Genomic DNA, 25,692 nt, shown 5'->3' with positions numbered 1-25,692 from the left:
GTGGATTTAAAAAATAAAAAATGGACCAATGATGAGTTTTTCAATACTAGGGAGCAAGTTTTAAGACAATGGCCAACAGGGAAAGATGTAGATCTAGATAAAGCTATAGATTATTTAAAGAAAGTTCCAGAACATAAGAGCTTTCCATTAAAGCTTAAAAAAGCTAAAGAAGCAGGAATAACTTTAGCACAACCAAGAGCAGGAGTTGCTCTAATTGATGAACATATAGAATTATTAACATTTCTTCAAGATGTGGGAGGAGCAGATTTACTTCCTTCTACAATAGATAGTTATACAAGACAAAATAGATACGATGAATGTGAAGTTGGTATAAAAGAAAGTATATCAGCAGGACGTTCATTATTAAATGGATTCCCAGGAGTAAATCACGGTGTAGCAGGTTGTAAAAGAGTCTTTGAAGCAGTTGAACTTCCACTTCAGGCAAGACATGGTACACCAGACGCTAGACTATTATCTGAAATAATTCATGCTTCCGGATGGACTTCTAATGAAGGAGGAGGAATTTCCTACAACATTCCTTATGCAAAAAGCGTAAGTATTGAAAAGACTTTATTAGATTGGCAATATTGTGATAGACTTGTTGGTTTTTATGAAGAGCAAGGTATTTCAATAAATAGAGAACCATTTGGTCCATTAACTGGAACTTTAGTACCTCCAAGTACTTCAAATGCAGTTGCTATAATAGAATCACTACTAGCTGCTGAACAAGGAGTTAAGAATATAACAGTAGGTTATGGACAATGTGGTAACATAATTCAAGACGTAGCTGCTATAAGAGCACTTGAAGAGCAATGTAATGAATATTTAAAGAGCAGAGGCTATAATGTATTCCTTACTACAGTATTCCATCAATGGATGGGAGGATTCCCACAAGATGAAGCTAAGGCATTTGGAGTTATATCAACAGGAGCGGCAACTGCAGCACTAGCAGGAGCTACAAAGGTTATAGTAAAAACTCCTCACGAAGCTATAGGTATACCAACAAAAGAAGCTAATGCTCAAGGTATAAAGGCTACAAAGATGACATTAAACCTTCTTCAAGGACAAAGACTTCCAATGTCAAAGGAATTAGAAACAGAAATAGCTGTTATAAAAGCAGAAACAAAGTGCATGCTTGATAAGGTTTATGAATTAGGTAATGGAGACCTAGCTGTAGGAACTGTTAAAGCTTTTGCAGCAGGTGTTATAGATATACCATTTGCACCAAGCAAATACAATGCAGGTAAAATGTTCCCAGCAAGAGATAACAATGGTGCTGTAAGATACCTAGCACTTGGAAACATTCCTTTCACAAAAGAATTAAAAGATTACAATATGAGAAAGCTAGAAGAAAGAGCTAGATTTGAAGGAAGAAGTGTAAGCTTCCAAATGTCAATTGATGATATCTTTGCCGTTGGTAAGGGTGTATTAATAGGAAGACCAGAGAAATAAATAATCGAAAGAAGGATTGAGTATTATGAAAATAGTTGATGTTGTATGTTCAGGTGGAAGAACAGGTTTCTACTTTGACGATCAAAGAGCAATTAAAAAAGGAGCTAAGCATGATGGCTTTACTTATGTTGGAGAGCCAGTAACAGAAGGTTTTAAGGCTGTAAGAGTAGCTGGAGAATCCATATCTGTTATGCTTATACTTGAAGATGGTCAAGTAGCTTTTGGAGATTGCGCAGCAGTTCAATATTCAGGAGCAGGCGGAAGAGACCCACTTTTCCTAGCAGGAGACTTCATACCAGTTATAGAAGAAGAAATAGCTCCAAAGCTAATAGGAAGAGAACTTACTAGCTTCAAAGAATTAGCTGAAGAATTTGATCACATGACTATTAATGGAAAGAGACTTCATACAGCTATTAGATATGGAATAACTCAAGCAATACTTGATGCAGTAGCAAAAGCTAAAAAAGTTACTATGGCAGAAGTAGTAAGAGATGAGTACAATACTGGAGTAGATATAAAGAGGATTCCAATATTCACTCAATCAGGTGATGATAGATATGACAATGCTGACAAGATGATAATTAAGAATGCTGATGTAATGCCACACGCATTAATTAACCATGTAGAAGATAAACTAGGCTCTAAGGGAGAAAAACTTCTTGCTTATGTTCAGTGGTTAAGAGATAGAGTGTTAAAGCTAAGAACTAGTGAAGAGTATAATCCAGTATTCCACATTGACGTATATGGAACAATCGGAGTTGCATTCAACAATGATATAAAGGCAATGGCTGATTACCTTAAGACTCTTGAAGATGCAGCTAAGCCATTCCACCTAAGAATCGAAGGACCAATGGATGTTGAACACAGAGAAAGACAAATGGAAGCACTTAGAGACTTAACAGCTGAGCTTGATAACAGAGGAATAAATGTTGAGCTAGTTGCTGATGAATGGTGCAACACTTACGAAGATGTTAAATTCTTTGCTGATAATAAATCAGGACACATGCTTCAAATAAAGACTCCAGACCTTGGTGGAGTAAACAATATAATAGAATCAATCCTATACTGCAAGAAGATGGGTGTTGGAGCATACTGCGGAGGAACTTGTAACGAAACAAACAGATCTGCAGAAGTTACAACAAATATAGCTGTAGCTTGTGGAGCAGACCAATGTCTTGCTAAGCCAGGTATGGGTGTTGATGAAGGATATATGATAGTTAACAATGAAATGAATAGAGTAGTAGCATTAGTAAATAGAAGAAAGAATAAATAAGGTAAGTTTCTAAACTTTAACTCAAAGTTTCTTCTAATAAATGTGGTGGAAGGCGGTTTATATAAACTGCCTTTTGCTATATTAATTTCAAAAATTTTTAAGAAATACAGGAGGGATACACAATGAGAGAAATAAATGTTCAAGAAATTACTAAAGAAGTTGCAAGACTTTGTATAGAAGCAAATTACTATCTTTCTGAGGATATAAAAAAGAGCCTTGAAGCAGCTTATGAAAGTGAAAGCTGGGCAATAGGAAAGGACATCATAGGAAAGATTCTTGAAAATGCAGGAATAGCAAAAAGAGAAAATATGCCTATGTGCCAGGATACAGGTTTTACAGTAGTGTTTGTAGAGCTAGGTCAGGATGTACATTTAACTAACGGAAACATTGAAGATGCTATTAATGAAGGAGTTAGAAGAGGTTATACAGAAGGTTATTTAAGAAAATCTGTAGTTAAAGATCCTCTTGATAGAGTTAATACAAAAGATAATACACCAGCTGTTATTCATTATAATATAGTTCCTGGTGATAAGGTTAAAATAACTGTAGCTCCTAAGGGCTTTGGATCAGAAAATATGAGTAAGCTTAAAATGCTTAAACCTTCAGATGGAGTAGAGGGTGTTAAGGAATTTATACTTCAAACTGTAAAAGAAGCAGGACCAAATCCATGTCCACCAATAATAGTTGGAGTTGGCGTTGGCGGTACTTTTGAAAAAGCAACTTTCTTAGCTAAAAAGTCCTTATTAAGACCAGTGGATAAACATAATTCTAACCCAATGTATGCAGAGCTTGAAAAGGAACTATTAGAAAAGATAAACAGTCTAGGAATCGGACCTCAAGGCTTCGGAGGAAGAACAACAGCACTTTCTGTTAATATAGAAAGCTATCCTACACATATAGCAGGTCTTCCAGTAGCGGTAAATATAAGCTGCCATGCTACAAGACATGCTGAAGCTGAAATATAGAAAGAGGAATACAAGGAGGCTGTAATTATGGAAAAGAAAATAACTACTCCATTAACTGAGGATAAGGTTAAAGATTTAAAGGCTGGAGACACTGTACTTATTACAGGAACAATTTACACTGCAAGAGATGCAGCTCATAAGAGATTAGTTGAGCTTTTAGATAAGGGAGAAGAACTTCCTATAGATGTTAAAGATTCAATAATATATTTTGTTGGACCAACACCTGCAAAACCAGGCATGGCTATAGGTTCAGCAGGACCAACTACAAGCTATAGAATGGATGCTTATTCACCTAGACTTCTTGATATTGGTTTAAGGGGCATGATAGGAAAAGGACTTAGATCAAAAGAAGTTGTTGATTCTATAGTAAAGAATAAGGCAATTTATTTTGCTGCTATTGGTGGTGCTGCGGCACTAATAGGAAAATCAGTACAAAAGGCTGATTTAGTTGCATATGAAGATTTAGGTGCAGAAGCAATTAGAAAGCTTGAAGTAAAGGACCTTCCTGTAGTTGTTGTAATAGACAGTGAAGGAAACAATCTTTATGAAATAGGTCAAAGAGAATATTTAGATAGTTTAAATAAATAAAAATAATAGTCGGCAGCCTGAAAATTTTTCAGGCTGCTTGAATGCTGTTAATAAGGAGGATGTGTTTATGAAAATAACTAAGGTTGCTAAAGCTGGTACATTAGAATCCAACGACATACTAGTTATGGTTATGCCAAACGAAAACAGTGGAATAGAGCTTCAGCTTGAAAGCATAGTTATGAAACAATTTGGAGACCAAATTGAAAAAGTTATAAATGATAAAGTTAGGGAAATGGGTATTGAAGATATAGTAATTAAGGCGCAAGATAAAGGTGCTTTAGATTATACCATAGGAGCTAGAGTAGAAACTGCTATAAAAAGAGCTCTTTAATATAAAAAATAATTAAATAATTCACAGCTTGAGTTTTATTAGTGTGCAGCATGTGCACAAAAAAGCTGTAATTGTGGATTGTTTATAAGCTTTATAGATTGAGGTGAAGTAAACCATGAAAAAATTGAGAAGAACAATGCTTTTTATGCCAGGAAACAATCCAGGTATGCTTCAAAATGCAGCTATACTTGGAGCGGATTCTATAATACTTGACTTAGAAGATGCTGTTAGCCTTACAGAAAAGGACAGCGCAAGAGTACTTGTAAGAGAAGCTATAAAGAATGTGGACTATTCAAATGTAGAGGTAGTAGTAAGAGTTAATCCTCTAGATACCGAGTTTGGAAAAGAGGACGTTAATGTTATTTCAAGAGTAAAACCTGATACATTAATGGTACCAAAGGCTGACGAAGAAGAGATAAAAATAGTTGATGAAATGCTAAATGCTATAGAAAAAGAAGAAGGCTTTGAAGCAGGCTCCATTAAAATAATACCACTAGTAGAAACTGCATACGGATTAGAAAATGTATATAATATTATAAAGGCTTCTAAAAGAGTAGTTGGTATCCTTTTAGGAGGAGAAGATTTAACTGCAGACTTAGGTATAAAGAGAACTAAGGAAGGTCAGGAAATTTTCTATGCAAGAAATAAGGTTGCTACTGCATGTAAGGCGCTAAGGGTTGATGCAATAGACACTCCATTTACAGATACAAATGACTATGAGGGATTAAAGGCTGATACAGCTAGGGCTAAGAGCCTTGGAATGACAGGAAAGTCTTCAATAAATCCAAGACAAATTGATACAATACATTCAGTATTTGCTCCAACCGAACCTGAAATAAAGCATGCGCTTAGAGTATTAGATGCTATGGAAGAAGCAAAGAAAGAAGGAAAGGGTGTATTCTCCTTAGATGGGAAAATGGTAGATGCACCAATCATAAATAGAGCAATTACAACTGTTGAATTAGCAAAGCTACTTGGATTAATAAGATAGTGTGCCACAGGGACGTTTCGCGTGGCACACAGGGGGTGCAAGGACGGTTCCTGTACCAACACCATGGCACGAAAAAATAAGGAATTAGAAAAGCGAGGGATTGCAATGAAAAATATACTAGGCAGAGAACTTCCTGAGTATATAGAGGGCTTTGGAGAGGTTGTTCCTTTTAAGGGAGCCTTTTCGAATATGGGAATTAAAGAGAAAAAGGGAGTTAAGGTAAGTACTGTTTCACCAGGAGAAAATAAGGTACTTAATTCTATAGATGAAGCACTTGATAAAGCAGGAATAAAAGATGGAATGACAATCTCCTTCCACCATCATTTGAGAAATGGTGATTATGTAATAAACATGGTACTAGATGCTATTGCTAAAAGAGGAATTAAAGACATTACTGTTGCAGCAAGCTCAATATTCCCTGTGCATGCTCCAATGGTAGATCATATTAAAAATGGAGTAGTAACAGGAATATATGCAAATTATATGTCAGGACCTGTTGCAGAAGCAGTTTCAAGAGGAGAACTTAAAAAGGTTGCTGTAATGCAGACCCATGGAGGAAGACCAAGAGCAATAGAAAGCGGAGAGTTACATATAGATATAGCATTTATTGGAGCTCCGACAGCTGATACTTATGGAAACATAAATGGTGTACAGGGAAAATCAGCCTGCGGTGCACTAGGTTATGCAGTACCAGATGCTGAATATGCAGACAAAGTAATAGCAATTACAGATAATCTTGTACCATATCCAGCATGTCCTATTGAAATAACTCAAATATATGTTGACTATGTTCTAGTAGTTGAATCAATAGGTGATCCAAATGGAATAGTATCTGGAACTACAAAGATAACAAAAGATCCTGTAGGACTTAAGATAGCTAAAATGACATCTGAAGTTATAAAAGCATCCGGCCTGGTTAAGGATGGCATGTCCTTCCAAACAGGAGCAGGTGGAACAGCTCTTGCTGTGGCAGCTGAATTAAAGGAAATAATGAAAAATGAAGGTGTAGTTGGAAGCTTTGCAGCTGGAGGAACTACAGCTTATATAGTTGAAATGCTTGAAGAAGGGCTTTTTAGAAATATATTTGATGTGCAATGCTTTGACTTAAAAGCAGTAGAATCCTATAGAGATAATCCTAAGCATCAGCCAATGTCTGCATCTATGTACGGGAATCCACACAATAAGGGTGCTGTAGTTAATAATCTTGATGTAATGATACTTGGAGCTACTGAAATTGATGTAAACTTTAATGTAAATGTAACTACAAGCTCCAGCGGAGTTATTATGGGTGGTTCAGGCGGACACAGTGACACTGCTGCAGGCTCAAAGCTTGCTATAGTTGTAACAAACTTAATGAAAGCAAGACTTCCAATAATAAAGGATAGCGTTACAACAGTTACAACTCCTGGAGAAAGCATAGATGTAATAGTAACAGAAAGAGGAATAGCTGTAAATCCAAAGAGAGAAGACCTTATTGAAAAGCTAAAAGCTACAAATCTTCCTGTAATGACTATTAATGAGCTTAAGACCATGGCTGAAAAAATGACTGGAGTACCAAAGCCTATTGAACTTGATGATAAAATAGTAGCCGTTGTTGAATATAGAGATGGAACCATTATAGACGTAGTTAAAAAAATAAAGTAAAATAGTATTAAATCTGAATTAATCGGGGTAGCCTGCTGGTAGAAATCATCACGGGTTGCCCTATATTCATAAGGAGATAAAAGGTCTAATTGACCTTTTTCGGGTAACCAGTGGATGGAATGCGCACCGATAGGTTATTCCGTGCTCCTAGTTAAGAGGAGGAAGTCTATGTTTGGTATTCAAGTTGAAAAAGTTAATTTAAACAGTGAAACCGAAAGAAAAGAAGTTGATGACTTCTTAAGAGGTTATGATTTAATACTAGATAAAGATGTGGATTACACATTAGTTATGAGAGAAAATAATGTAATAAAAGCTACCTGCTCAAAGGCTAGAAATGTTTTAAAATGTTTTGCAGTAAGTGATGAATGGAGAGGAGAAGGAGTAACAGCCACTCTTATTTCCGCACTAGTAGATATACTCTTTGAACAGGGAATTTATCATTGCTTTATATTTACAAAGCCAGATAAAGTAGAAATATTTTCTTCATTAAATTTTAAACTCATCCATGCAGCTAAGGATGTAGCGCTTCTTGAGAGCGGCATGACGGATATAAACAGATATCTTAAGAATATGAAAGAAAAGTATAAGCTTTTGGATGAAGAAAAAGCAGCTATAGTTATGAATTGCAATCCATTTACTTTGGGGCATAAATATCTTATAGAAGAAGCTGCTGCAAAGGAAAAGCATGTATTGATATTTATGGTTGAGGAAGACAGATCCTTATTTCCATTCAAAGCAAGGTATGAAATTGTAAAAAAGGGAGTTTCTCATCTTAAGAATGTTACAGTGATACCAGGTGGAGAATACATTATATCTTCTGCAACCTTTCCTTCTTATTTTTTAAGAGAGGAAAGCAAGAAGCTTAAGGCTTATACTGAGCTGGATGCTGCTATATTTGGAAAATACTTTTGCAAAAGTCTTAATATAAAAAGAAGGTATGTTGGTACAGAGCCTTATTGCAAAGTAACAAATGCCTATAATGAAACTTTAGATGAAACATTAAAACAATATGGGGTAGAGCTTGAGCTTATTGAAAGAAAAAGTTACAAAGGAGAGGAAATAAGCGCCTCTAGAGTTAGAAATCTTATTAAAAGCGGCAATATTGAAGAGCTTAAGGAAATAGTTCCTGAGGTAACTTATGAATTTCTAAAAACAGATATGGGGAGGGAAATTGTGGAGAAAATAAAACACAGCAATTCTCCTCATTAGATATGATAAAAGTAAATGCAGAGCAAATACTATTGGCCAGAGAAAAGCGAGTAGAAATCCAAAATTATATCTCTGCCAGATTTGGCTTGCCAATCTTAGTAGTAAGGGTAAACTACCCAGGACTTGATAGAGACAATAATGTTACTAGAGGAATAGCAAATTATATAAAAGATGAAATAAGTGTTTCTTTTGCAAATAATATTATATACAGTCAGCTAATATTTACAGCTGAAGGCCCAATTTATATTGCTGCTATTAAGGATACACCAACTCATATAAAAGAGACATCAATAAAAATAGAGGAAAAACATCCTTTGGGCAGACTTGTGGATATAGACGTATACGATAGTGAAGGAAATGGCATAAGCAGAGGGGAACTTGGCTATGCTATGAGAAAGTGCTATTTATGTAATGACATTGCGCAATGCTGTGTAAGATCCAGAAAACATAGCATTGAGGAAGTGATTGAATATATAAATAATAAATATCAGGAGTTTGTGTGCCACGGGGACGTTTCGCTTGGCACATAGTGCCAGAGGTCACGTCCAGTGGCACCCCGTGGCACGCGAAAAAACCTTGGTTATTAGCCAAGGTTTTTTCTTTGGGAAATTAGTATGAAATATATGTACTTAGTTAGCTTGAGTAATAAATGATTCAAGCTAACTAAGGAAAGGACAGTTATTTTATATACATTTTTTCGAAGTATTCAGTAAGCATTCTATCTGTAGAGAAGTAATCTTTAGTAGTTTTTATACTTTCTCTCATCATTTCTTCCCATTTAGTCTTATTTTCATAATAAGTTGGAATTACTCTGTTTAATAGTGTATCATATAATGCTTCACTGTCATGCTTATTGATATCTTCTACATCTGAAGGCTCTTTTCCATCACCAAACTGCCAGCCATTAACTCCATCAATACAAGCTTCTGGCCACCATCCATCAAGAATTGAGCAGTTAAGAACACCATTCATAGCAGCTTTCATTCCTGAAGTTCCTGAAGCTTCTAGTGGTCTTATTGGGTTGTTAAGCCAAATATCAGAACCTCTTGTAAGCATTCTTCCTATAGTCATATCATAATTCTCAAGGAAAACTACACTATTTGGATATTTCTTCATCATAGCTACAAGGTTTGCAACTATAGCTTTTCCAGTATCGTCTAGTGGATGCGCCTTTCCCGAGAAAATTATTTGTAGCTTTCCTTCATTTAGAAGAGGATCGATTATTTCAGGTCTGCTGAATATTAAATCGCTTCTCTTATATGGAGCGGCTCTTCTTGAGAAGCCAATAAGAAGTTTGTCAGCATCTAATTGAATGCCAGTTCTATCTTTTACAAAAGATACTAAGTCTTCCTTAACTTTCTGATGAGCAGCTAATAAATCACCATTTTCTTCATATGCTTTAGTTATTCTTTCATCTACCCAAGTTTTCTTATGAATAGCATTAGTTATGCCTATAATTTCTGATCTTCCAGCTACATCTATCCACATCTTGTTTGCAGTTTCAGCATGAAGCTGAGCAACAGCATTTGCTTTTCTTGATAATCTTAAGCCTGCAACAGTCATGTTGAATGGATCTCCACCAAGTCTTATCATTTGTTCTCTAGTAAGACCATTAAAAGCTCCCATATAATCTAATCTATCTATTGGGTGAGATTCATTACCTTGAACTATTGGAGTGTGAGTTGTAAATACAACTTCTTCTCTTGTAGCATTCCATGCATCTTCAAAGTTCATGCCACTGCACATTTTTTCTCTTATAAGCTCAAGTGCAGCTAAATCTGCGTGACCTTCATTGAAGTGGTAAACATCTACAGGTATTTCAAGTGCCCTAAGTGCTTTAACTCCTCCAATACCTAGTACTATTTCCTGAGCTATTCTTTCTTCACCAAACCATCCATAAAGCTGTCCTGTAATCCATGCATCACTGTTTTCTGGAAGGTCAGTGTCTAATAGATATAGTGGATTGTTTCCAAACTTTTGAGTTTTCCATACCTTGCATATAACATCAACATTTCTTATTTTAACTGAAACCTTAACACCAGTATCCTCTAAGAAATCGTAAGTATAGTTGTGATAAGTATCATATGGCTTTCCGTCTTTTCCTATTATTTGATCAGTATAGCCTTGCTTCCATTTAAGACCTATCCCTACTAGGGGAAGTTCTAAGTCCTTAGCACCTTTTAGGTGATCACCAGCAAGGATTCCAAGTCCTCCTGCATAGGTTTTAAAATCTGAATCTAATCCGTATTCCATACAAAAATATGCTACTCTAGGGAGATTCTTGTTATTCATAATATCCTCCTTATATTCAATAAAAATTCAATGTTATTATTAACTCTATCTAGAATTATACAACAAAATATTTAATTGTGCAACCGATTGCATGAAAATATTTTAGATTCTCTTATGATTACAAAATAGTATTCAATGAAATTTCTTTGTAGTATAATATATTTAATCGTTTGTAAGGAATAAGGGGAAGGAATACAGGGGACGTAATGATTAATAATCATTGTGCGCGGTAGAGAATAGCAGGAGGGCCATATGTTAAAAAAGTTATCAGTAAAGGTAAAAATCATTATTTTTTTTATTTTATGTGTGATAGTTTTTGCAATAGCATATAAGGAAGCTGTAGGAAATAGAAGTAATAACACAAAGGTTACAGCTGAAGAATCAGAAAAGGCAAAGGCAAAAGAAATTACTGATGCTCAAATTAAAAAAGCTGGGGAAGATCAAAAGAAGGCTGCAGAGCAGGCGGAGAAGGATAAGCAGAAGAAATTAGAGGACGAGTATCAAGAGGCTTATAAAAAATTCAGCAGTAAAAACTATTGGGATTCAATAAAAGTGGCTGATGAAATTATAAAAGAAGATGAAAAATTTTATAAAGCATACAATATAAAAGGAATAGCTCTATGCTATGCAGGGGCTGCTAACTATGCAGAAGGAATGAAGTCTATAGATAAGGCATTGGAATTAAAACCAGACTATGGCTATGCTAGATTTAATAGAGCCTTAGCATTAGAACTATACGGAAAGTACGATGAGGCTTTGGCAGCATATGACAAGGCGCTTGAAGTAGAAAATTATGTATGGAGTTATTATGGAAAGGCTAGCATCTATGGCAGAAAAGGTGATGTAAAAAATACTGTAGAGAATCTAAAGAAGGCTATTGAGGTTGCTGCAGCTGCAGATGCAAAAGCAGCACAAGATGTTAAGGATGCTGCAAAGGGTGAAGAAGATTTTAATAATGTACGAGGAAGTAAAGAATTTAATGATTTGCTTAAATAATAAATAGTACTCAGTAAAAATAGTTAAAATAAATGAGTAAGCATGATTACCAGCATGTTTGCTCATTTTTGTTTTTTTGATTTTTAAAGAAATTTGCATGAATATGAGCGAAAGTGCTCATTTATAAAGAAGTGAGCATAATATTTGCAAAAATGCGCAAAATATTTCATAAACCGTATTGACTTAGTGTGAGAAATGGTTTACAATAAGCATAAACAATCATAAATAATCAAAAACAAACAGAAGCGAGAGTGATTACGCATGTTTGCAGAAGAAAGACAATCTAAAATAGCAGAACTGCTAAAAAATCAAAGCAGTATAAAAGTTAATGAACTTGCAAATATATTTGAAGTTTCAGAATCTACCATTAGAAGAGATCTTCAAGACATGGAACAGAGGGGGCTTTTAACAAGAACTCATGGTGGTGCAGTAGGAGCTGAAAAGACAAGCTTCGAACCAACCTTTAACGAGAAAAGTGATGAAAAACATGAGGAAAAGCTTAAAATAGCGAAAACAGCTATAAATATGATTGAAGATGGAGAAACAATAATTCTTGACTCTGGTACTACCACACTAGAGATTGCTAGAAATTTAGGCAATAAAAAATTAATAGTTATAACAAATTCTATAGATATCGCTGCAGAATTATCTACAAAGGAAAACATAGAGCTAATAGTTACAGGTGGAACCTTAAGACTTACTACAAGAGCTATGGTTGGACATATTACTGAAATGTCACTTAAGAATTTTAGAGTTGACAAAGCTTTCATAGGAGCTAATGGTATTTCTATTGAAGAAGGTGTTACAACTCCAAATTTTGTAGAAGCACAGACAAAGAAGGCTATGATGAATGTGGCTAACAAAGTATATATAGTTGCAGATAGCAGAAAGTTTAATCAAGTTAATTTTTCAGTTATTTGTCCAATAAGAGCAGTTACAGGAATAATTACTAGCAGTGATTTAGATAATAATATTGTTAAGTCTTATGAAGATGTAGGCGTAGAAATAATAAATTGTTAACGGAAGTTTTGAACTACCTAAACAAAAATATCTCTTAATACAGTAAGGAGGACAAAATGGTAATAACTGTAACACTAAACCCTGCTATGGATAAGACATTATGCATAGATAATTTTTCACTAGGAAAAGTAAATAGATCCTCTAAGGTAAGACATGATATAGGCGGTAAGGGAATAAATGTTTCTAAGGTTTTAAGAAACTTTGATGTGGATTCAATATGTACAGGTTTTTTAGGCGGTCTATGGGAAAGCTACTTCCTTGAAGAATTAAAAAATAGAAATATAAAAACCGATTTTGTATCCATCAAAGGGGCTACAAGAACTAACACTAAGATAGTAGACCACCTAAACAGGATATATACAGATATAAATGAAGCAGGACCTGAAGTATCAAAAGAGGAGCTTGATAGCTTTATTGGAACATTCAAGGAACTGTGCAAGGCAGGAGATATAGTTGTACTCTCAGGTGGAGTAGGTCCAGGGGTTCCTAAAGACATCTATGGAACACTTATAAAAATTGCAAAAGAAAAAGGTGCAATTACAATTCTTGATGCAGAAGGGCCTCTACTTGAGGAAGGAATAGCACAAAAGCCTAATGTTATAAAGCCAAATATTCATGAACTAGAAAAGCTTATGGGCGAGAGATATAAATCTGAATATGAGGTAATTAAGGCAGGCAGGATATTAGTTAAGCAAGGAATTGAAAAGGTATTAATTTCGCTTGGTGACAAAGGGGCATTATTAGTGACCAAGGATGCTGTATATAGCTGTCAAGGGCTAAAGGTGCCTGTTAAAAGCACAGTAGGTGCAGGTGATTCCATGGTAGCAGCACTAGTATATAGCATAATAAAAGAATTCCACCAAGGTGATACTTTAAAATTTGCAAATGCTTGTGGTGCAGCTTCAGTATCTATTGAAGGAACAGAGGCCTGTACATTAGAACAGGTAAACTCACTTTTAGAGTTAATTGAAGTTCATATTAAGGAGGTTAATGGCCTAATTGACCGTTAACAAGAAGGAGGTAAAAGGTCTAAATGACCTTTTACGGGTAACTTGCGAGAGGTAGCGAGCATGGTTAAGCTACACAGTGTTTCGAGTGAAAGGAGAAATTTCTATGAATACTAAGGACATGTTTTCAAAAGAAAGAGTTTGTTTCAATCTAGTATCAACTACTAAGGATGAAGTGATCTCTGAACTTATAGACATTCTAGTAAAGGACGGAAAAGTTCTTGATAAGGAGGTTTTTAAAGAAGCAGTTTTTAAAAGAGAAGAAGAGTTTTCTACAGGCATAGGTATGGGAATAGCTATTCCTCACGGCAAGAGTTCAGCAGTAAAAGAAGCTTCTATAGTATTTGGAAGAAGCGATAAGGGAATTGACTACGAATCCATGGATGATATGCCAGCGCATTTATTCTTTTTAATAGCAGTACCTGAAGAGTCAAGTGACCTTCATTTAAGAGCATTAAGTGAAATATCAAGAAAGCTTATGCATGCTGAAATAAGGGAACAGTTATTCAAGGCACAAAGCTTTGAAGATTTTATAAAAGTATTCGAATAAATTTTAAATAATTTGGAGGGGGAATTATATATGAAGTTATTAGCAGTTACATCTTGCCCAACTGGTATAGCACATACCTATATGGCGGCAGAAGCACTACAAATGGCAGCTAAGGAATTAGGGCACGACATAAAGGTTGAAACTCAGGGTTCTGTAGGAGCAGAAAATGTTATTACAGATGCGGATTTAAAAAATGCTGATGCGGTTATTATTGCAGCTGACACTAATGTTGACAAGAGTAGATTTGCAGGAATGCCACTTATTGAGGTTCCTGTAAAGGATGCCATTAAAGATGCTAAAGGACTTATAACTAGAGCACTAGCAGCTGAAAAGCCTAAGGCTAAATTGACTGAAGAAGTTAGCAAAATTAAGGCAGAAGAAAAAGAATCAAGAAAAGGTATATACAAACACTTTATGACAGGTGTATCCTTTATGATACCTTTCGTTGTAGCTGGTGGTATACTTATAGCATTAGGTTTTGCATTTGGCGGAATTTATGTATATAAAACTCCAGGAACCATTGCTGAAACAATTTTTACAACAGGTAAAGCAGCCTTTGGGTTAATGCTTCCAGTACTTGCTGGTTATATAGCTTACTCAATAGCTGATAGACCAGGTTTAGTACCAGGTTTCGTAGGTGGAGCACTTGCAAGCAATTTAGGAGCTGGATTCTTAGGAGCACTTATAGCAGGTATTCTTGGTGGATATGTAGCACTTTTATTAAAGAAATATATTAAGCTTCCAAAGACAATGGAAGGTTTAATGCCAGTTCTAGTTCTTCCTGTACTTTCAACTTTAGTTATGGGATTAGTTATGACACTTATTTTAGGCGGACCAGTAAAAGCTATTAATGATGCTATGGCAGCTTGGCTAGGTGGACTACAAGGCAGCAGCGCAGTATTACTTGGTATAGTATTAGGTCTTATGATGGCATTTGATATGGGTGGTCCAGTAAATAAAGCAGCTTATGCATTTGGTACAGCAACTATAGCAGCTGGTCAACCATCAGCAATAATGGCAGCAGTTATGGCAGCTGGTATGGTTCCACCTCTTGGAATAGCTCTTGCAACAGTTATGGCTAAGAATAAATTTACAGAGTCAGAAGTAGAAGCAGGAAAAGCAGCTTGGGCACTTGGATTATCCTTTATAACTGAAGGTGCAATACCATTTGCAGCAGCAGACCCACTTAGAGTAATACCATCCATAATGGCTGGTTCAGCAGTAACTGGTGCACTATCCATGTTATTTGGAGCAACTCTTGCAGTTCCACACGGTGGACTATGGGTACTATTTATACCTAATGTAGTAGGAAACTTATTACCATATCTAATAGCTATGGTAGTTGGAACAGTAGTTTCTGCACTATTATTAGTAGCTTTAAAGAAGCCAATTGAAAGATAAAAATAGATAATAAGTAATAGGTAATAGTAAAAAAGACGGAATTTTTGCTTTAGGCAAAAATTCCGTCTTTACTTCTTACCTTCTACTTCAATATTATACTTCTCACATTTCAGTGCAACAGTTCTATGTGTTAGACCAAGTGCTTTCCCAGCCTTGTTGTAGCTTTTATATTTCTTCATGGCAATTGTTATCAACTCTTTTTCATATTCCTCTAAAGGTAAAAGGTCACCATTTCTTAAATTTATAAGTCCCTCTTCCTTGCTAGAAATATTAGTAATGTAGAATGGCAAGTCCTTTGTTGTAATCATTGGACCATCACAAAGGTTTATAGCCCTTTCAATTATATTTTCAAGCTCACGGATATTGCCAGGCCAATGGTAGCTATGGAAGAATTCAATACAGTCTTTATCTATACCAATAATGTTTTTTTTAAGCTTCATATTTACCTTATGGATAAAATGCTCTGTTAGTAAATTAATGTCTTCCTTTCTCTCTCTTAATGGAGGAAGAAAAATACTTATAACATTCAGCCTATAATAAAGGTCTTCTCTGAAGTCTCCGGTTTTAATCATTTCTTCTAAATTTCTATTGGTTGCAGCTATTACTCTTACATCTACCTTTTGAGTTTGAAGTCCACCTACACTTTCAAATTCCATCTCCTGAAGTACTCTTAGCAGCTTTACTTGCATAGATTTTGGCATATCACCAATTTCATCTAAAAATATAGTGCCTCCGTCTGCTAGGTTGAACTTACCAGGCTTGCTTTTTATAGCACCAGTAAAAGCCCCCTTCTCATATCCAAATAATTCACTCTCCAGAAGATTTTCAGGAATGGCTGCACAGTTCACTCTAACAAAAGCCTTGTTCTTTCGAGGACTTTGAGAATGTATGGCTTTAGCAATTAGCTCTTTTCCAGTGCCGCTTTCACCTCTTACCAGAACAGTAGAGGGAGAATTTGAAGCTTTTTCCGCAATTATTAGTGCTTCTTTTAGATTACCGCTGCTTCCAATTATATTTCCAAAGGAGCCTAGAGAGAGATTATGCCTTTGAAGTTCTTCTTTGTAGTAATCGAGCTCTTCTTGAGACTGCTCTAATTTTTTTGCAATTTCAGAAATATCTTGAAATACTCCAATAGCTCCAATTACATTGTTTCCTGAAAATATTGGTGAGCGATTTACCATTGCTATATGATTATTAATTTGCTGCAGCTCTCCTAGATGATTTTGCCTAGTTGCAACTATTGTAGGCAGATCCGAGGATGGTATTACATCTGTAACAAGCCTTCCAACTACGTCTTTTAAATCTTTTTCTATCAGGTTTAAGGCATAGTTATTAATGGTAGTTATATGTGAATTAGCGTCAATTATTATTACCCCCATAGGAAGCTTCTGAAGAATTTGCTCGTTAGCGATTGTGTTTTCTTCGAGCACTGCATCTACTCCAGACATAGCAGCTTCAGATTTTGGAATAATATTCATGATAAAATCACATAGTTCAACAACAGCTTTTTTTCCTTCAGGGGTATCCTCCTTGCAGGATATTTCCACTACCTCACCTTGCTTAATCTTAAGGGAGACCAGTGCTAACATGCTTATTGCAAGGGGATCCTTAGAGTTTTGCTTTCTTATATATAGGCTTATATTATATTTAGCTTTAAGCTCTGCAGCTTTATTAACGATCATGGCAGCAATTCGTGTATGAATTCCGTATAGAATATTTACTAAAACATCACTTTTAAACATAATACTCTCCTTTACTTGATAAAAACTATCAATTTGCTGTTTGTGCTTGATAAAAACTATCAAATTAATTTTAGTACAAACCTATTAGAAAGTCTACAATATATTTGATATATCAAAAAAATATAAAAATGTGATTGATAAAATTTATCAGCCATATATTAAAAAATAGGTTAAATAGTCAAAATAAATTTGGCACGGATTTTGCTAGATATATTAATGTATATAAATAAAAATTATAAACAAAATAAATAAAGATTGATTCATCGGAGGAAATATTATGAAAAAAGGGATTGCTGCTTCAAAAGGATATGCTATAGGTAAGGTTGTACTTAAATTGCATGAGGAAGTTATAATAGAGGAAAAGAACATAACCAATCTAGACGAGGAAAAGGCAAGATTTAGCAAGTCACTTGAGCTTTCAAAAGAGCAAATTCTTAAGATAAAGGAAAAAACAGAAAGAGAAATGGGAGCTGACAAGGCCGAAGTTTTTGAAAGCCACATGATGCTTTTGGATGATCCAGAGTTTGTTGGTGCTATTGAAAGCAATATAGAAATGAATATGGTTAATTCAGAAAAGGCAGTAAGTGAAGTTTCAGAAATGTATCTTGGGATTTTCGAATCCATGGATGATGAATATATGAGAGAAAGAGCTGCAGACGTAAAAGATGTTGCTAATAGAATAATTGCAAACCTTTTAGGAAAATCCACAAGTGGAGCTCAAGTGTTTGAGAATAATACAATAGTAGTTGCACATGATCTTACCCCTTCTGACACTGCTGAACTTGATAAAGAAAAGGTAATAGCTTTTTTAACAAATATAGGAGGAAGAACTTCTCATAGTGCAATAATGGCTAGAAGCCTTGAAATACCAGCAGTTGTTGGTATGGGAGATATCACATCCTCAGTTAAGAATGGAGATACTGTAATAGTTGATGGAGTTGAGGGAGTAGTTATAATAAACCCTGATGAAGAAACTATTCAGAAGTATGAATACAAGCAGTTACAATATAAAAAGGAAAAAGAAGAGCTTAAGAAGCTTGTTAGTGTTAAGACAGTTACTAAAGCTGGTAAGAAAGTTGAAGTAGCTGGAAATATAGGAACTCCAGAAGAAGTACATAAAGTACTTGAAAATGGTGGAGAAGCAGTAGGATTATTTAGAACAGAATTCTTATATATGGACAGGGAACAGATGCCTACAGAAGAAGAACAATTTGAGGCTTACAAATATGCTGCAGAGAAAATGGAAGGCAGAGCTGTTGTTATAAGAACTCTAGATATTGGTGGAGATAAAAAACTAGAATACCTTCCAATGCCGGAGGAAATGAATCCATTCTTAGGATATAGAGCCATAAGACTTTGTCTTGATAGAAAGGATATTTTCAAGGTTCAGCTTAGAGCACTGCTAAGAGCTTCAGCTTTTGGAAATTTAAAAATAATGTTTCCAATGATATCTTCCTTAGAAGAATTCTTTGCTGCTAAGGAAGTACTTAAGGAATGTATGGATGAACTAAGAGCAGAAGGAAAGAACTTTAATGAAAAGCTTGAAGTAGGTATAATGGTTGAAATACCAGCTGCTGCTGTTATGGCTGATGAATTTGCAAAGCATGTAGACTTCTTTAGTATAGGAACTAATGACTTAATACAATATACATTAGCTGCAGACAGAATGAATGAGAAGGTATCTTATTTATATAATCCAATGCACCCTGCAGTTTTAAGACTTATAAAGATGACAATAGAAGCTGCTCACAAAGAAGGTAAATGGTGTGGAATGTGTGGAGAAATGGCTGGAGATGAAGCTGCTATAGAAACCTTATTAGAGTATGGTTTGGATGAATTTTCTATGAGTGCCTCCTCCATATTAAAAGCTAAGCAAATAATAATGAATAGCTAATAAATTATGTAAAAGTGCCAAGAATTTTGGCACTTTTATTTTTTTTATAACGTCCCGTGACATTTTTGATAAAATGAGGTAACTTTATAAAACCATTTTCGTATATAATTATATAAAAAGCATGAGGGGCGGATAATTGTGGATGAGGATTTAAAATTAGTAAATGAGGTTTTAAATGGTAATATAGATAGTTTTAATATATTAGTAAATAAATATGAACTAGTTATCCTTAGATTTATATATAACATGCTTAAAGATAAAGAGGCTGCTGAGGATATAACTCAAGAAGTATTTATAACTGTATATAACAAACTTTATACTTATAAGGATCAATATAAGTTTTCGAACTGGTTATATCAAATAGCTAGGAATAAATGCATCGATTATATAAGAAAATATAAAAGAGTGTATGAGGCAAACATGGAGGATGTGAGGGATGTTGCATCAAGGGACATATCTCCAGAGCAGTCAGCTGAATATAAGGAAACAAAAAAGTTAGTTGAAAGCTTTATTAAAGATTTAAACGATATAGATAAGCAAATAATAATATTAAGGTATTCAGGGAGCTGTGTCACTTTTACAGATATAGCTGAAATATTAAATATGAGCGAAGCTGCAGTAAAGCGAAGGTATTATAAAACCAGGGATAAATTTAAAGAATTTAGTCTTATAAGGGAAAAGGGGTGCAGATAATGAACTGCCAGGTATTTGAAAAGAGATTAATGGATTTAATTGAAGATAATATATCTTATGATTTAAAGAATGCTATGCTAGAGCACATTGCCAAATGTGAGCACTGCAGAAAAATATACGAAAAGGAAATGGAAGTAGAAAATACCTTTAAAAGTAGTTTATCAACTGAAGGAATATATTTTAGTAGTTCGAGGGGGGATATTATGAAAAACATTGACAAAAACAGATATGGTAAGAATCCTCTGAAAAAGCTTAACTATCATATAAAGAGATATTCAGGCCTATATGCCGCTGCTGCTGTGCTAATCATAGCTACAAGCTTTATTGTCCCATATCTTTTAGGGGGAAGTGCTAAAAAAGACCTTGCTTCAACTCAGATGAAGATGAGCACAGCATCAAATGCAACAGGTACAGCTAAAGAAGATACAGCTAAGCAAAAGGATGAACAAAGTTTAATGATTTCAGAGGACAGCGCTGCACCTAAAAATTCTGAAAGTAAAAAGTCAAATATAGTGATACCAGAGGATAAAAATGCTCCAAGCTTTAAAAAGACAGTGCTTCAAAAGACTGTAGAACCTACATTTAATACACCTATGGAGGTTTCACCAAGTAAAAACTTTGAAGCAACTGTAGAAGGAAAAGGTAACGCTGCTCAGGAAGAAGGTATAGCAAAGCTGTTTATAAAGGATTTGACCACAGGAGGAAGATGGACCTTTGAAATAGTTCAAGATGTACAAAAGGGACAGCAAAATACTCCTAAGTATGTAAAGTGGGTAGATGACAATAACTTCCTTACTATTGTGGGATTTGGTTATGGAACAGTAACAAGAGGTGGAGCTCTCTACTTAATGAATGCCAATACAGGCAAGCTTGTAAATGCAGATGTGGAAAGAAAAATAGATTTAAGTCAGGGTAATAAGGTTGAAATAACAAAGGTCACAGCTATAAGAAACAACGAATTAGATGTAGAAGTAAATGTATATGAGGATGCAAATTTAACTAAGTCCCATAGGGAAAATAGAACAATTCCATTTCCTTATGCAGATTTAAAACAGTATGTTGAAGCTGCACAGTAAAATTAATCTAATAATTAAAGCCTCAGGAGTTAAGCTCTTGAGGTTTTTTAGCTAAATTGGTTTTATTATGTAGCTTTATAGTATATAATAAAACCATTAATATAGGATTACATAGCGCAAATGTTATCTTATTGTACAAAGGTGATTAAATGAATAAATCTACAAAGCAATATAAAAAGGCACTAGATTATTATAATGATGGAAAACTAGATAAAGCATTAAAATTATGCGAACTAAGTATTTCAGAAAATATTAAAAATACTTCCGCAATTAATCTAAAGGGGCTTCTTTTTTACTTAAAGGGAGAGCTTGATAATGCTCAATCTTTGTGGAAAATGAACGGTCAAATTAACAATGATTTAGTTTCAAAAAAGTACTATGAAGATAGTTTAAAGGATGAAAAAAGAAGAAAGCTATACTATGATGCATTGGTACTAATAAAAGAATTAAAAATGAGAGAAGCACTTAATCTGTTGAAAGTGTGTGACGAAAGTGATTTTAACTGTATAAATGTGAATAACTATATGGCATTATGCTATATAAAGCTTGGTGAATATAGTGCAGCTTCAGCATGTATAAGCAAGGTTCTTAAGCTGGATGTAAATAATGTTGAAGCAAAAGAATACAGAAAAATGCTTATAGATTACGGGATAGTTAAAAAGCAGCGTAACTTTAAAGCTATCAGTGTTTTAGTAGCTGTATTATGTATTGCAATATTTTCTATTATTACCATTAAGACAAAGGCATATAAAAATTACGGATTCTTAAGCTACATTAGTAAACCCAAAATAGCTCAAAATAATAAGCAGGGCTCCACAAATAATAATGCAGCAGCTAAAAATGAAATACAGCAGCAAAACACTGAGGTGCAGCAGCCACAAAAGCAAGAAACTAAGAATGGAGAAATTCAAAAGCAGGCAGCTGAAAAATTTCCAAGCGAGGATGTTAAAAAACAAATTGAAGCAAAAAACTATGATGCATTATATGATTTAGTTTCAAAGTGGCAGGATAAAAATTTATCAATAAATGATAAGACTATGATTGCTAAGGCAAGAGAAATACTTGTTAGTGATGGAACTGAGTATTTTTATGGCACAGGTTCAAAAGCTTTAAGCTCAAAGGATTATAGCAAAAGCAAAGATTACTTACTAAAAGCTTATAGTGTAGGGGGAGGAAGCTATCTAAATCCTCATATCATTTATATGCTGGCTGCTTCATATGAAAACCTTGAGGATATTGAAAATGCTCTCAAATATTATAGCGAGTATAATAGCAAATTTTCTAAGGGAGATTATGCAGAAACGGTGCTTTACAAGCTGGCTTTGTTAAACAAAAATGTAGATATGAACAAGGCTAAAGCCTATGCAGAAACACTAGTTAATACATATCCAAATTCAATGTATAATAACACAATAATTAAAGATATAATTTCAAAGTAGAACCATGTATATGCATGGTTCTTTTTTATGCGCAAGCATATATAAAAACTTAATAACAATAAGTTTATAGAATGAAAAAACACTAAAAAGGGAAAAATTTAATTGTAATAGACTTTCACTGGTAGACTGCGTATGGGATTCGATAAGGTAGTCTACCCTGTATTTTCCACTGAAAGGAGAAAAAAGCATATGATTACAATTATAAAAAATGGAGAAGTTTATGCACCGGGTTATTTAGGCAAAAAGGATGTTATTTTAGCTGGAACTAGAATTGAAGGCATATACGATAATGTTGATATACCACAAAACTTTGGAGAGGTAAATGTTATAGATGCTGAAGGTAAATACGTTGTTCCAGGTTTTATCGATTGTCATGTACATCTTAATGGCGGTGGCGGTGAAGGCGGTTTTCATACTAGAACTCCTGAAATTCAGCTATCGGATATAGTAGCTGGCGGTATTACTACTGTTGTAGGCTGTTTAGGAACGGATAGTGTATGCAGAAACATGGAAGGATTATTAGCTAAGGCAAGAGCATTAGAGATAGAAGGAATAAGTACATATATATATACAGGTTCTTATGAAATACCTGTAAAGACCATTACAGGCAGCCCAAGATCGGATATTATTCTAATAGACAAGGTAATTGGAGTTGGTGAAGTAGCTCTTTCGGATCATCGTTCTTCACAACCTACCTATGAAGAATTTATAAAGGTAGCTGCAGAAGCAAGAGTTGGCGGGCTTATTGCAGGAAAGTGTGGCATTGTCCATGTTCATTTAGGAGATGGACCTCAAAAGCTAGATTATCTAGTAAGATTGGTTAGAGAAACTGAAATACCAATTGAACAGCTGATGCCTACTCATATTAATAGGAGCAGGAGAGTATTTGAAGCAGGATATGAATATGCAAGAATGGGCGGCATTATTGATTTAACTACCAGCTCAGATCCTGACTTTCTTGAAGAAGATGAGGTGAAGGCAAGTACAGGACTTAAGATTATGCTGGATAGAGGAATTCCTGTAGAACAGCTTCAATTTTCTTCAGATGGTCAAGGAAGCTTGCCAATATTCGATAAAGATAGAAAATTTGTTGGCTTAGGTATAGGCTCTACAAAATCCTTATATAGAGAGTTTAAAGATGCAGTGCTTAAGGATGGAGTAAAGCTTGAAGATGCTCTTAGAGCAGTAACTTCAAATGTAGCAGATCATTTAGTGCTGCGTTACAAAGGAAAGCTGGAAGGTGGAAGAGATGGAGATATTGTGGTACTTAATAAAAATTTAGATATAGTTGACGTAATAGCCAAGGGAAGAACTATGGTACAAAAGGGAGAAGTAGTAGTTAAAGGAATTTTTGAAGGTTCACTTGGAAAATAAAACTAGTAATTAAATTTAATTTTCAAACATATACATCTTCTAGAACCAATGAGGGGGGGGTATATGTTTGAAAAGTAATATTAAAAAAGCAATAGTTTGTATTTTAATTATACCGGTATTTGCTGGCATAAGCCCTGAAAACAAAAGGGCAAAAAATGTAGTGACAAAGGGAAATGAGACATGCTTTGTAGATCCCTATGAAAGAATACAAGCTGCATTTGCACTGGAATCAAAAAGAAAAAATATGCTGATGAATAACAGTGTAATAAATTTTTCTGCTGACACCTCTGCAAATATATCAACATATGGAATGTCCTATGATTTAGATAAGATAAATAAGAACAGGCCAGATTTTAGCTTTACCAGTGAAGGTTATGCAGAGCTTCCAGGAGTAACTTGTTTTAGAGGAGATAACAACAGGGATGGTGGAAGTTATGGAAAGGTAGATGTAAAAGAAGGCAAGTTAAGTATTCTCTGGAAAAAGGATATAGGAACCATAGATACTTGGTCAGGAGTAGGTTGGAATGGACAACCAGCTATTGTTAAGTGGGATAAGACTGCTATTGCAAATATGAATATTAAAGAAAACAAAAAGAAAAAGGAAAATTTAAAAGAAGTAATATATGCTACCCTAGATGGAAATGTGTATTTTTTGGATTTAGAAGATGGGAGCGAAACTAGAACTAAGCTTAATATTGGTGCCCCCATTAAAGGAAGCCTTACAGTAGACCCAAGGGGAATACCTCTTCTCTATGTTGGACAAGGTATAGATAGAAGTGGAAGTAGTTATGTAGATTTTGCCTACAGAATTTTCAGTCTTACTAATTTTAAAAAGCTATATGAAATTAAGGGCAGGGACAATTTTGCACGAAGAGATTGGGGAGCTTTTGATTCCACAGCGCTTGTGGATAGAATTAATGATTACTTATTTATTTGTGGAGAAAACGGTGTGGTCTATTCTGGTAAGTTAAATACTAAATATGAAAATGGACAGGTAGAAATTAAACCTGAATTAGATAAGTATAGATACAGCTTTCCAGGAAAAGATAAAAGGGGGATAGAAAATAGCATAGCTATATATAAAAACTACGGCTTTTTTGCAGATAATGACGGAATGCTCCAGTGTATTGATTTAAAAAACTTAAAACCTTTATGGGCATCAAATGTAAAAGATGATACTGACAGCACTATTGTACTTGAAAAACAGGACTCTGAACTAAATCTTTATACTGCTTGTGAAGTAGATCACCAAGGACAAAATGGCTTTAGCTATGTTAGAAAGTTTGATGCAGCATCAGGAAAGCTTTTATGGGAAAATAAATACATGTGCTCCTACAACGAAGAAACTAACGGAGGAGCTTTAGCCACTCCGGTACTTGGAAAAGGAGATATAAAAAATTTAGTTATTTTTAATATAGCAAGACATACATCCTCAAATGGAGGGGTTCTTGTAGCCATAGATAAAAATACAGGAAAAGAAGTATGGAGCTTAAAATTAAATAACTATTGCTGGAGTTCACCAGTTGCCTTATACTCAAAGGAAGATAAGAGCTATATAGTTCAATGTGATTCTACTGGAAAAGCTATGCTAATAGAAGGCATCAGTGGAAAAGTTATGGACACTATAGAATTAGGTGCTAATGTTGAAGGAACACCAGCAGCCTTTGAGGATACGCTTGTGGTTGGAACTAGGGGCTGTAAAATTATAGGTTTTAAGGTAAAATAGATAGTAGTATATATTGACTTTATGAATAA

General features: G+C 34.8%; 22 protein-coding genes. 20 read left to right on the top strand and 2 right to left on the bottom strand.

What is annotated here, in order from left to right; all coding sequences use genetic code 11:
• From bsdE14_RS06020 to citX, 9 genes are all read left to right on the top strand, one after another.
• Complete coding sequence (locus bsdE14_RS06020; protein ID WP_264849055.1) at window positions 1-1,452, top strand: methylaspartate mutase subunit E; 1,452 nt, start codon at window positions 1-3, stop codon at window positions 1,450-1,452.
• Between the two features lie 25 nt (window positions 1,453-1,477).
• A complete protein-coding gene (locus bsdE14_RS06015) occupies window positions 1,478-2,725 on the top strand; it encodes a methylaspartate ammonia-lyase (protein WP_264849054.1) in 1,248 nt (415 codons plus the stop codon).
• A 122-nt stretch (window positions 2,726-2,847) separates the two neighbouring features.
• Complete coding sequence (locus bsdE14_RS06010) at window positions 2,848-3,690, top strand: fumarate hydratase (protein ID WP_264849053.1); 843 nt, start codon at window positions 2,848-2,850, stop codon at window positions 3,688-3,690.
• 27 nt (window positions 3,691-3,717) lie between these two features.
• The gene (locus tag bsdE14_RS06005; protein WP_264849052.1) at window positions 3,718-4,278 is read left to right on the top strand and encodes a Fe-S-containing hydro-lyase; all 561 of its coding nucleotides are present in this window, start codon (window positions 3,718-3,720) and stop codon (window positions 4,276-4,278) included.
• Window positions 4,279-4,345: 67 nt separating this feature from the next.
• On the top strand, window positions 4,346-4,609 hold the full coding sequence (gene citD, locus bsdE14_RS06000) for a citrate lyase acyl carrier protein (RefSeq protein ID WP_264849051.1): 264 nt from the start codon (window positions 4,346-4,348) through the stop codon (window positions 4,607-4,609).
• 115 nt (window positions 4,610-4,724) lie between these two features.
• A complete protein-coding gene (locus bsdE14_RS05995; protein ID WP_264849050.1) occupies window positions 4,725-5,600 on the top strand; it encodes an HpcH/HpaI aldolase/citrate lyase family protein in 876 nt (291 codons plus the stop codon).
• Window positions 5,601-5,705: 105 nt separating this feature from the next.
• The gene (gene citF, locus bsdE14_RS05990; protein WP_264849049.1) at window positions 5,706-7,244 is read left to right on the top strand and encodes a citrate lyase subunit alpha; all 1,539 of its coding nucleotides are present in this window, start codon (window positions 5,706-5,708) and stop codon (window positions 7,242-7,244) included.
• Between the two features lie 168 nt (window positions 7,245-7,412).
• Entirely contained in the window at window positions 7,413-8,453 is a 1,041-nt protein-coding gene (gene citC, locus bsdE14_RS05985) for a [citrate (pro-3S)-lyase] ligase (RefSeq protein ID WP_264849048.1), read from the top strand.
• 2 nt (window positions 8,454-8,455) lie between these two features.
• The gene (gene citX, locus bsdE14_RS05980; protein ID WP_264849047.1) at window positions 8,456-8,983 is read left to right on the top strand and encodes a citrate lyase holo-[acyl-carrier protein] synthase; all 528 of its coding nucleotides are present in this window, start codon (window positions 8,456-8,458) and stop codon (window positions 8,981-8,983) included.
• Window positions 8,984-9,131: 148 nt separating this feature from the next.
• Here the strand turns inward: citX and glgP are convergent, their stop codons facing one another.
• Window positions 9,132-10,745: an alpha-glucan family phosphorylase gene (glgP, locus tag bsdE14_RS05975; protein ID WP_264849046.1), complete on the bottom strand. Its 1,614-nt coding sequence runs from the start codon at window positions 10,743-10,745 to the stop codon at window positions 9,132-9,134.
• Window positions 10,746-10,997: 252 nt separating this feature from the next.
• Between glgP and bsdE14_RS05970 the strand changes: the two genes are divergently transcribed.
• From bsdE14_RS05970 to bsdE14_RS05950, 5 genes are all read left to right on the top strand, one after another.
• Entirely contained in the window at window positions 10,998-11,741 is a 744-nt protein-coding gene (locus bsdE14_RS05970; RefSeq protein WP_264849045.1) for a tetratricopeptide repeat protein, read from the top strand.
• 261 nt (window positions 11,742-12,002) lie between these two features.
• Window positions 12,003-12,761: a DeoR/GlpR family DNA-binding transcription regulator gene (locus bsdE14_RS05965; protein ID WP_264849044.1), complete on the top strand. Its 759-nt coding sequence runs from the start codon at window positions 12,003-12,005 to the stop codon at window positions 12,759-12,761.
• A gap of 56 nt (window positions 12,762-12,817) precedes the next feature.
• Window positions 12,818-13,771 carry a 1-phosphofructokinase gene (gene pfkB, locus bsdE14_RS05960; RefSeq protein ID WP_264849043.1) on the top strand — a complete coding sequence of 318 codons (954 nt, stop codon included), beginning with the start codon at window positions 12,818-12,820 and terminating at the stop codon, window positions 13,769-13,771.
• Between the two features lie 103 nt (window positions 13,772-13,874).
• Window positions 13,875-14,318 (top strand): PTS sugar transporter subunit IIA, encoded by a 444-nt coding sequence (locus tag bsdE14_RS05955; RefSeq protein WP_264849042.1) that lies wholly within the window; start codon window positions 13,875-13,877, stop codon window positions 14,316-14,318.
• 30 nt (window positions 14,319-14,348) lie between these two features.
• Window positions 14,349-15,719 carry a PTS fructose transporter subunit IIC gene (locus bsdE14_RS05950; protein WP_264849041.1) on the top strand — a complete coding sequence of 457 codons (1,371 nt, stop codon included), beginning with the start codon at window positions 14,349-14,351 and terminating at the stop codon, window positions 15,717-15,719.
• Between the two features lie 68 nt (window positions 15,720-15,787).
• Here bsdE14_RS05950 and bsdE14_RS05945 read toward each other — a convergent pair whose 3' ends face one another.
• Complete coding sequence (locus tag bsdE14_RS05945; protein ID WP_264849040.1) at window positions 15,788-17,461, bottom strand: sigma 54-interacting transcriptional regulator; 1,674 nt, start codon at window positions 17,459-17,461, stop codon at window positions 15,788-15,790.
• 277 nt (window positions 17,462-17,738) lie between these two features.
• Here bsdE14_RS05945 and ptsP point away from each other — a divergent pair, with 277 nt between their 5' ends.
• The 6 genes from ptsP to bsdE14_RS05915 all read left to right on the top strand — a co-directional run bounded on the left by ptsP (window position 17,739) and on the right by bsdE14_RS05915 (window position 25,663).
• Window positions 17,739-19,355, top strand: coding sequence for a phosphoenolpyruvate--protein phosphotransferase (gene ptsP, locus bsdE14_RS05940; RefSeq protein WP_264849039.1), 1,617 nt, complete (start codon window positions 17,739-17,741; stop codon window positions 19,353-19,355).
• 138 nt (window positions 19,356-19,493) lie between these two features.
• The gene (locus tag bsdE14_RS05935) at window positions 19,494-20,048 is read left to right on the top strand and encodes an RNA polymerase sigma factor (RefSeq protein WP_264849038.1); all 555 of its coding nucleotides are present in this window, start codon (window positions 19,494-19,496) and stop codon (window positions 20,046-20,048) included.
• Entirely contained in the window at window positions 20,048-21,124 is a 1,077-nt protein-coding gene (locus bsdE14_RS05930) for a DUF4652 domain-containing protein (protein ID WP_264849037.1), read from the top strand. The genes bsdE14_RS05935 and bsdE14_RS05930 overlap by 1 nt, the downstream gene beginning before the upstream one ends.
• A gap of 149 nt (window positions 21,125-21,273) precedes the next feature.
• Window positions 21,274-22,563, top strand: coding sequence for a tetratricopeptide repeat protein (locus bsdE14_RS05925; protein ID WP_264849036.1), 1,290 nt, complete (start codon window positions 21,274-21,276; stop codon window positions 22,561-22,563).
• A gap of 189 nt (window positions 22,564-22,752) precedes the next feature.
• On the top strand, window positions 22,753-23,937 hold the full coding sequence (iadA, locus tag bsdE14_RS05920) for a beta-aspartyl-peptidase (RefSeq protein WP_264849035.1): 1,185 nt from the start codon (window positions 22,753-22,755) through the stop codon (window positions 23,935-23,937).
• 67 nt (window positions 23,938-24,004) lie between these two features.
• Window positions 24,005-25,663 carry an outer membrane protein assembly factor BamB family protein gene (locus bsdE14_RS05915; RefSeq protein WP_264849034.1) on the top strand — a complete coding sequence of 553 codons (1,659 nt, stop codon included), beginning with the start codon at window positions 24,005-24,007 and terminating at the stop codon, window positions 25,661-25,663.
• The last annotated feature ends 29 nt before the right edge of the window (window positions 25,664-25,692 follow it).

The organism is Clostridium omnivorum (genome assembly GCF_026012015.1).
Taxonomy (GTDB): domain Bacteria; phylum Bacillota; class Clostridia; order Clostridiales; family Clostridiaceae; genus Clostridium_AX; species Clostridium_AX omnivorum.
This window is presented reverse-complemented; position numbering and strand designations above follow the sequence as displayed.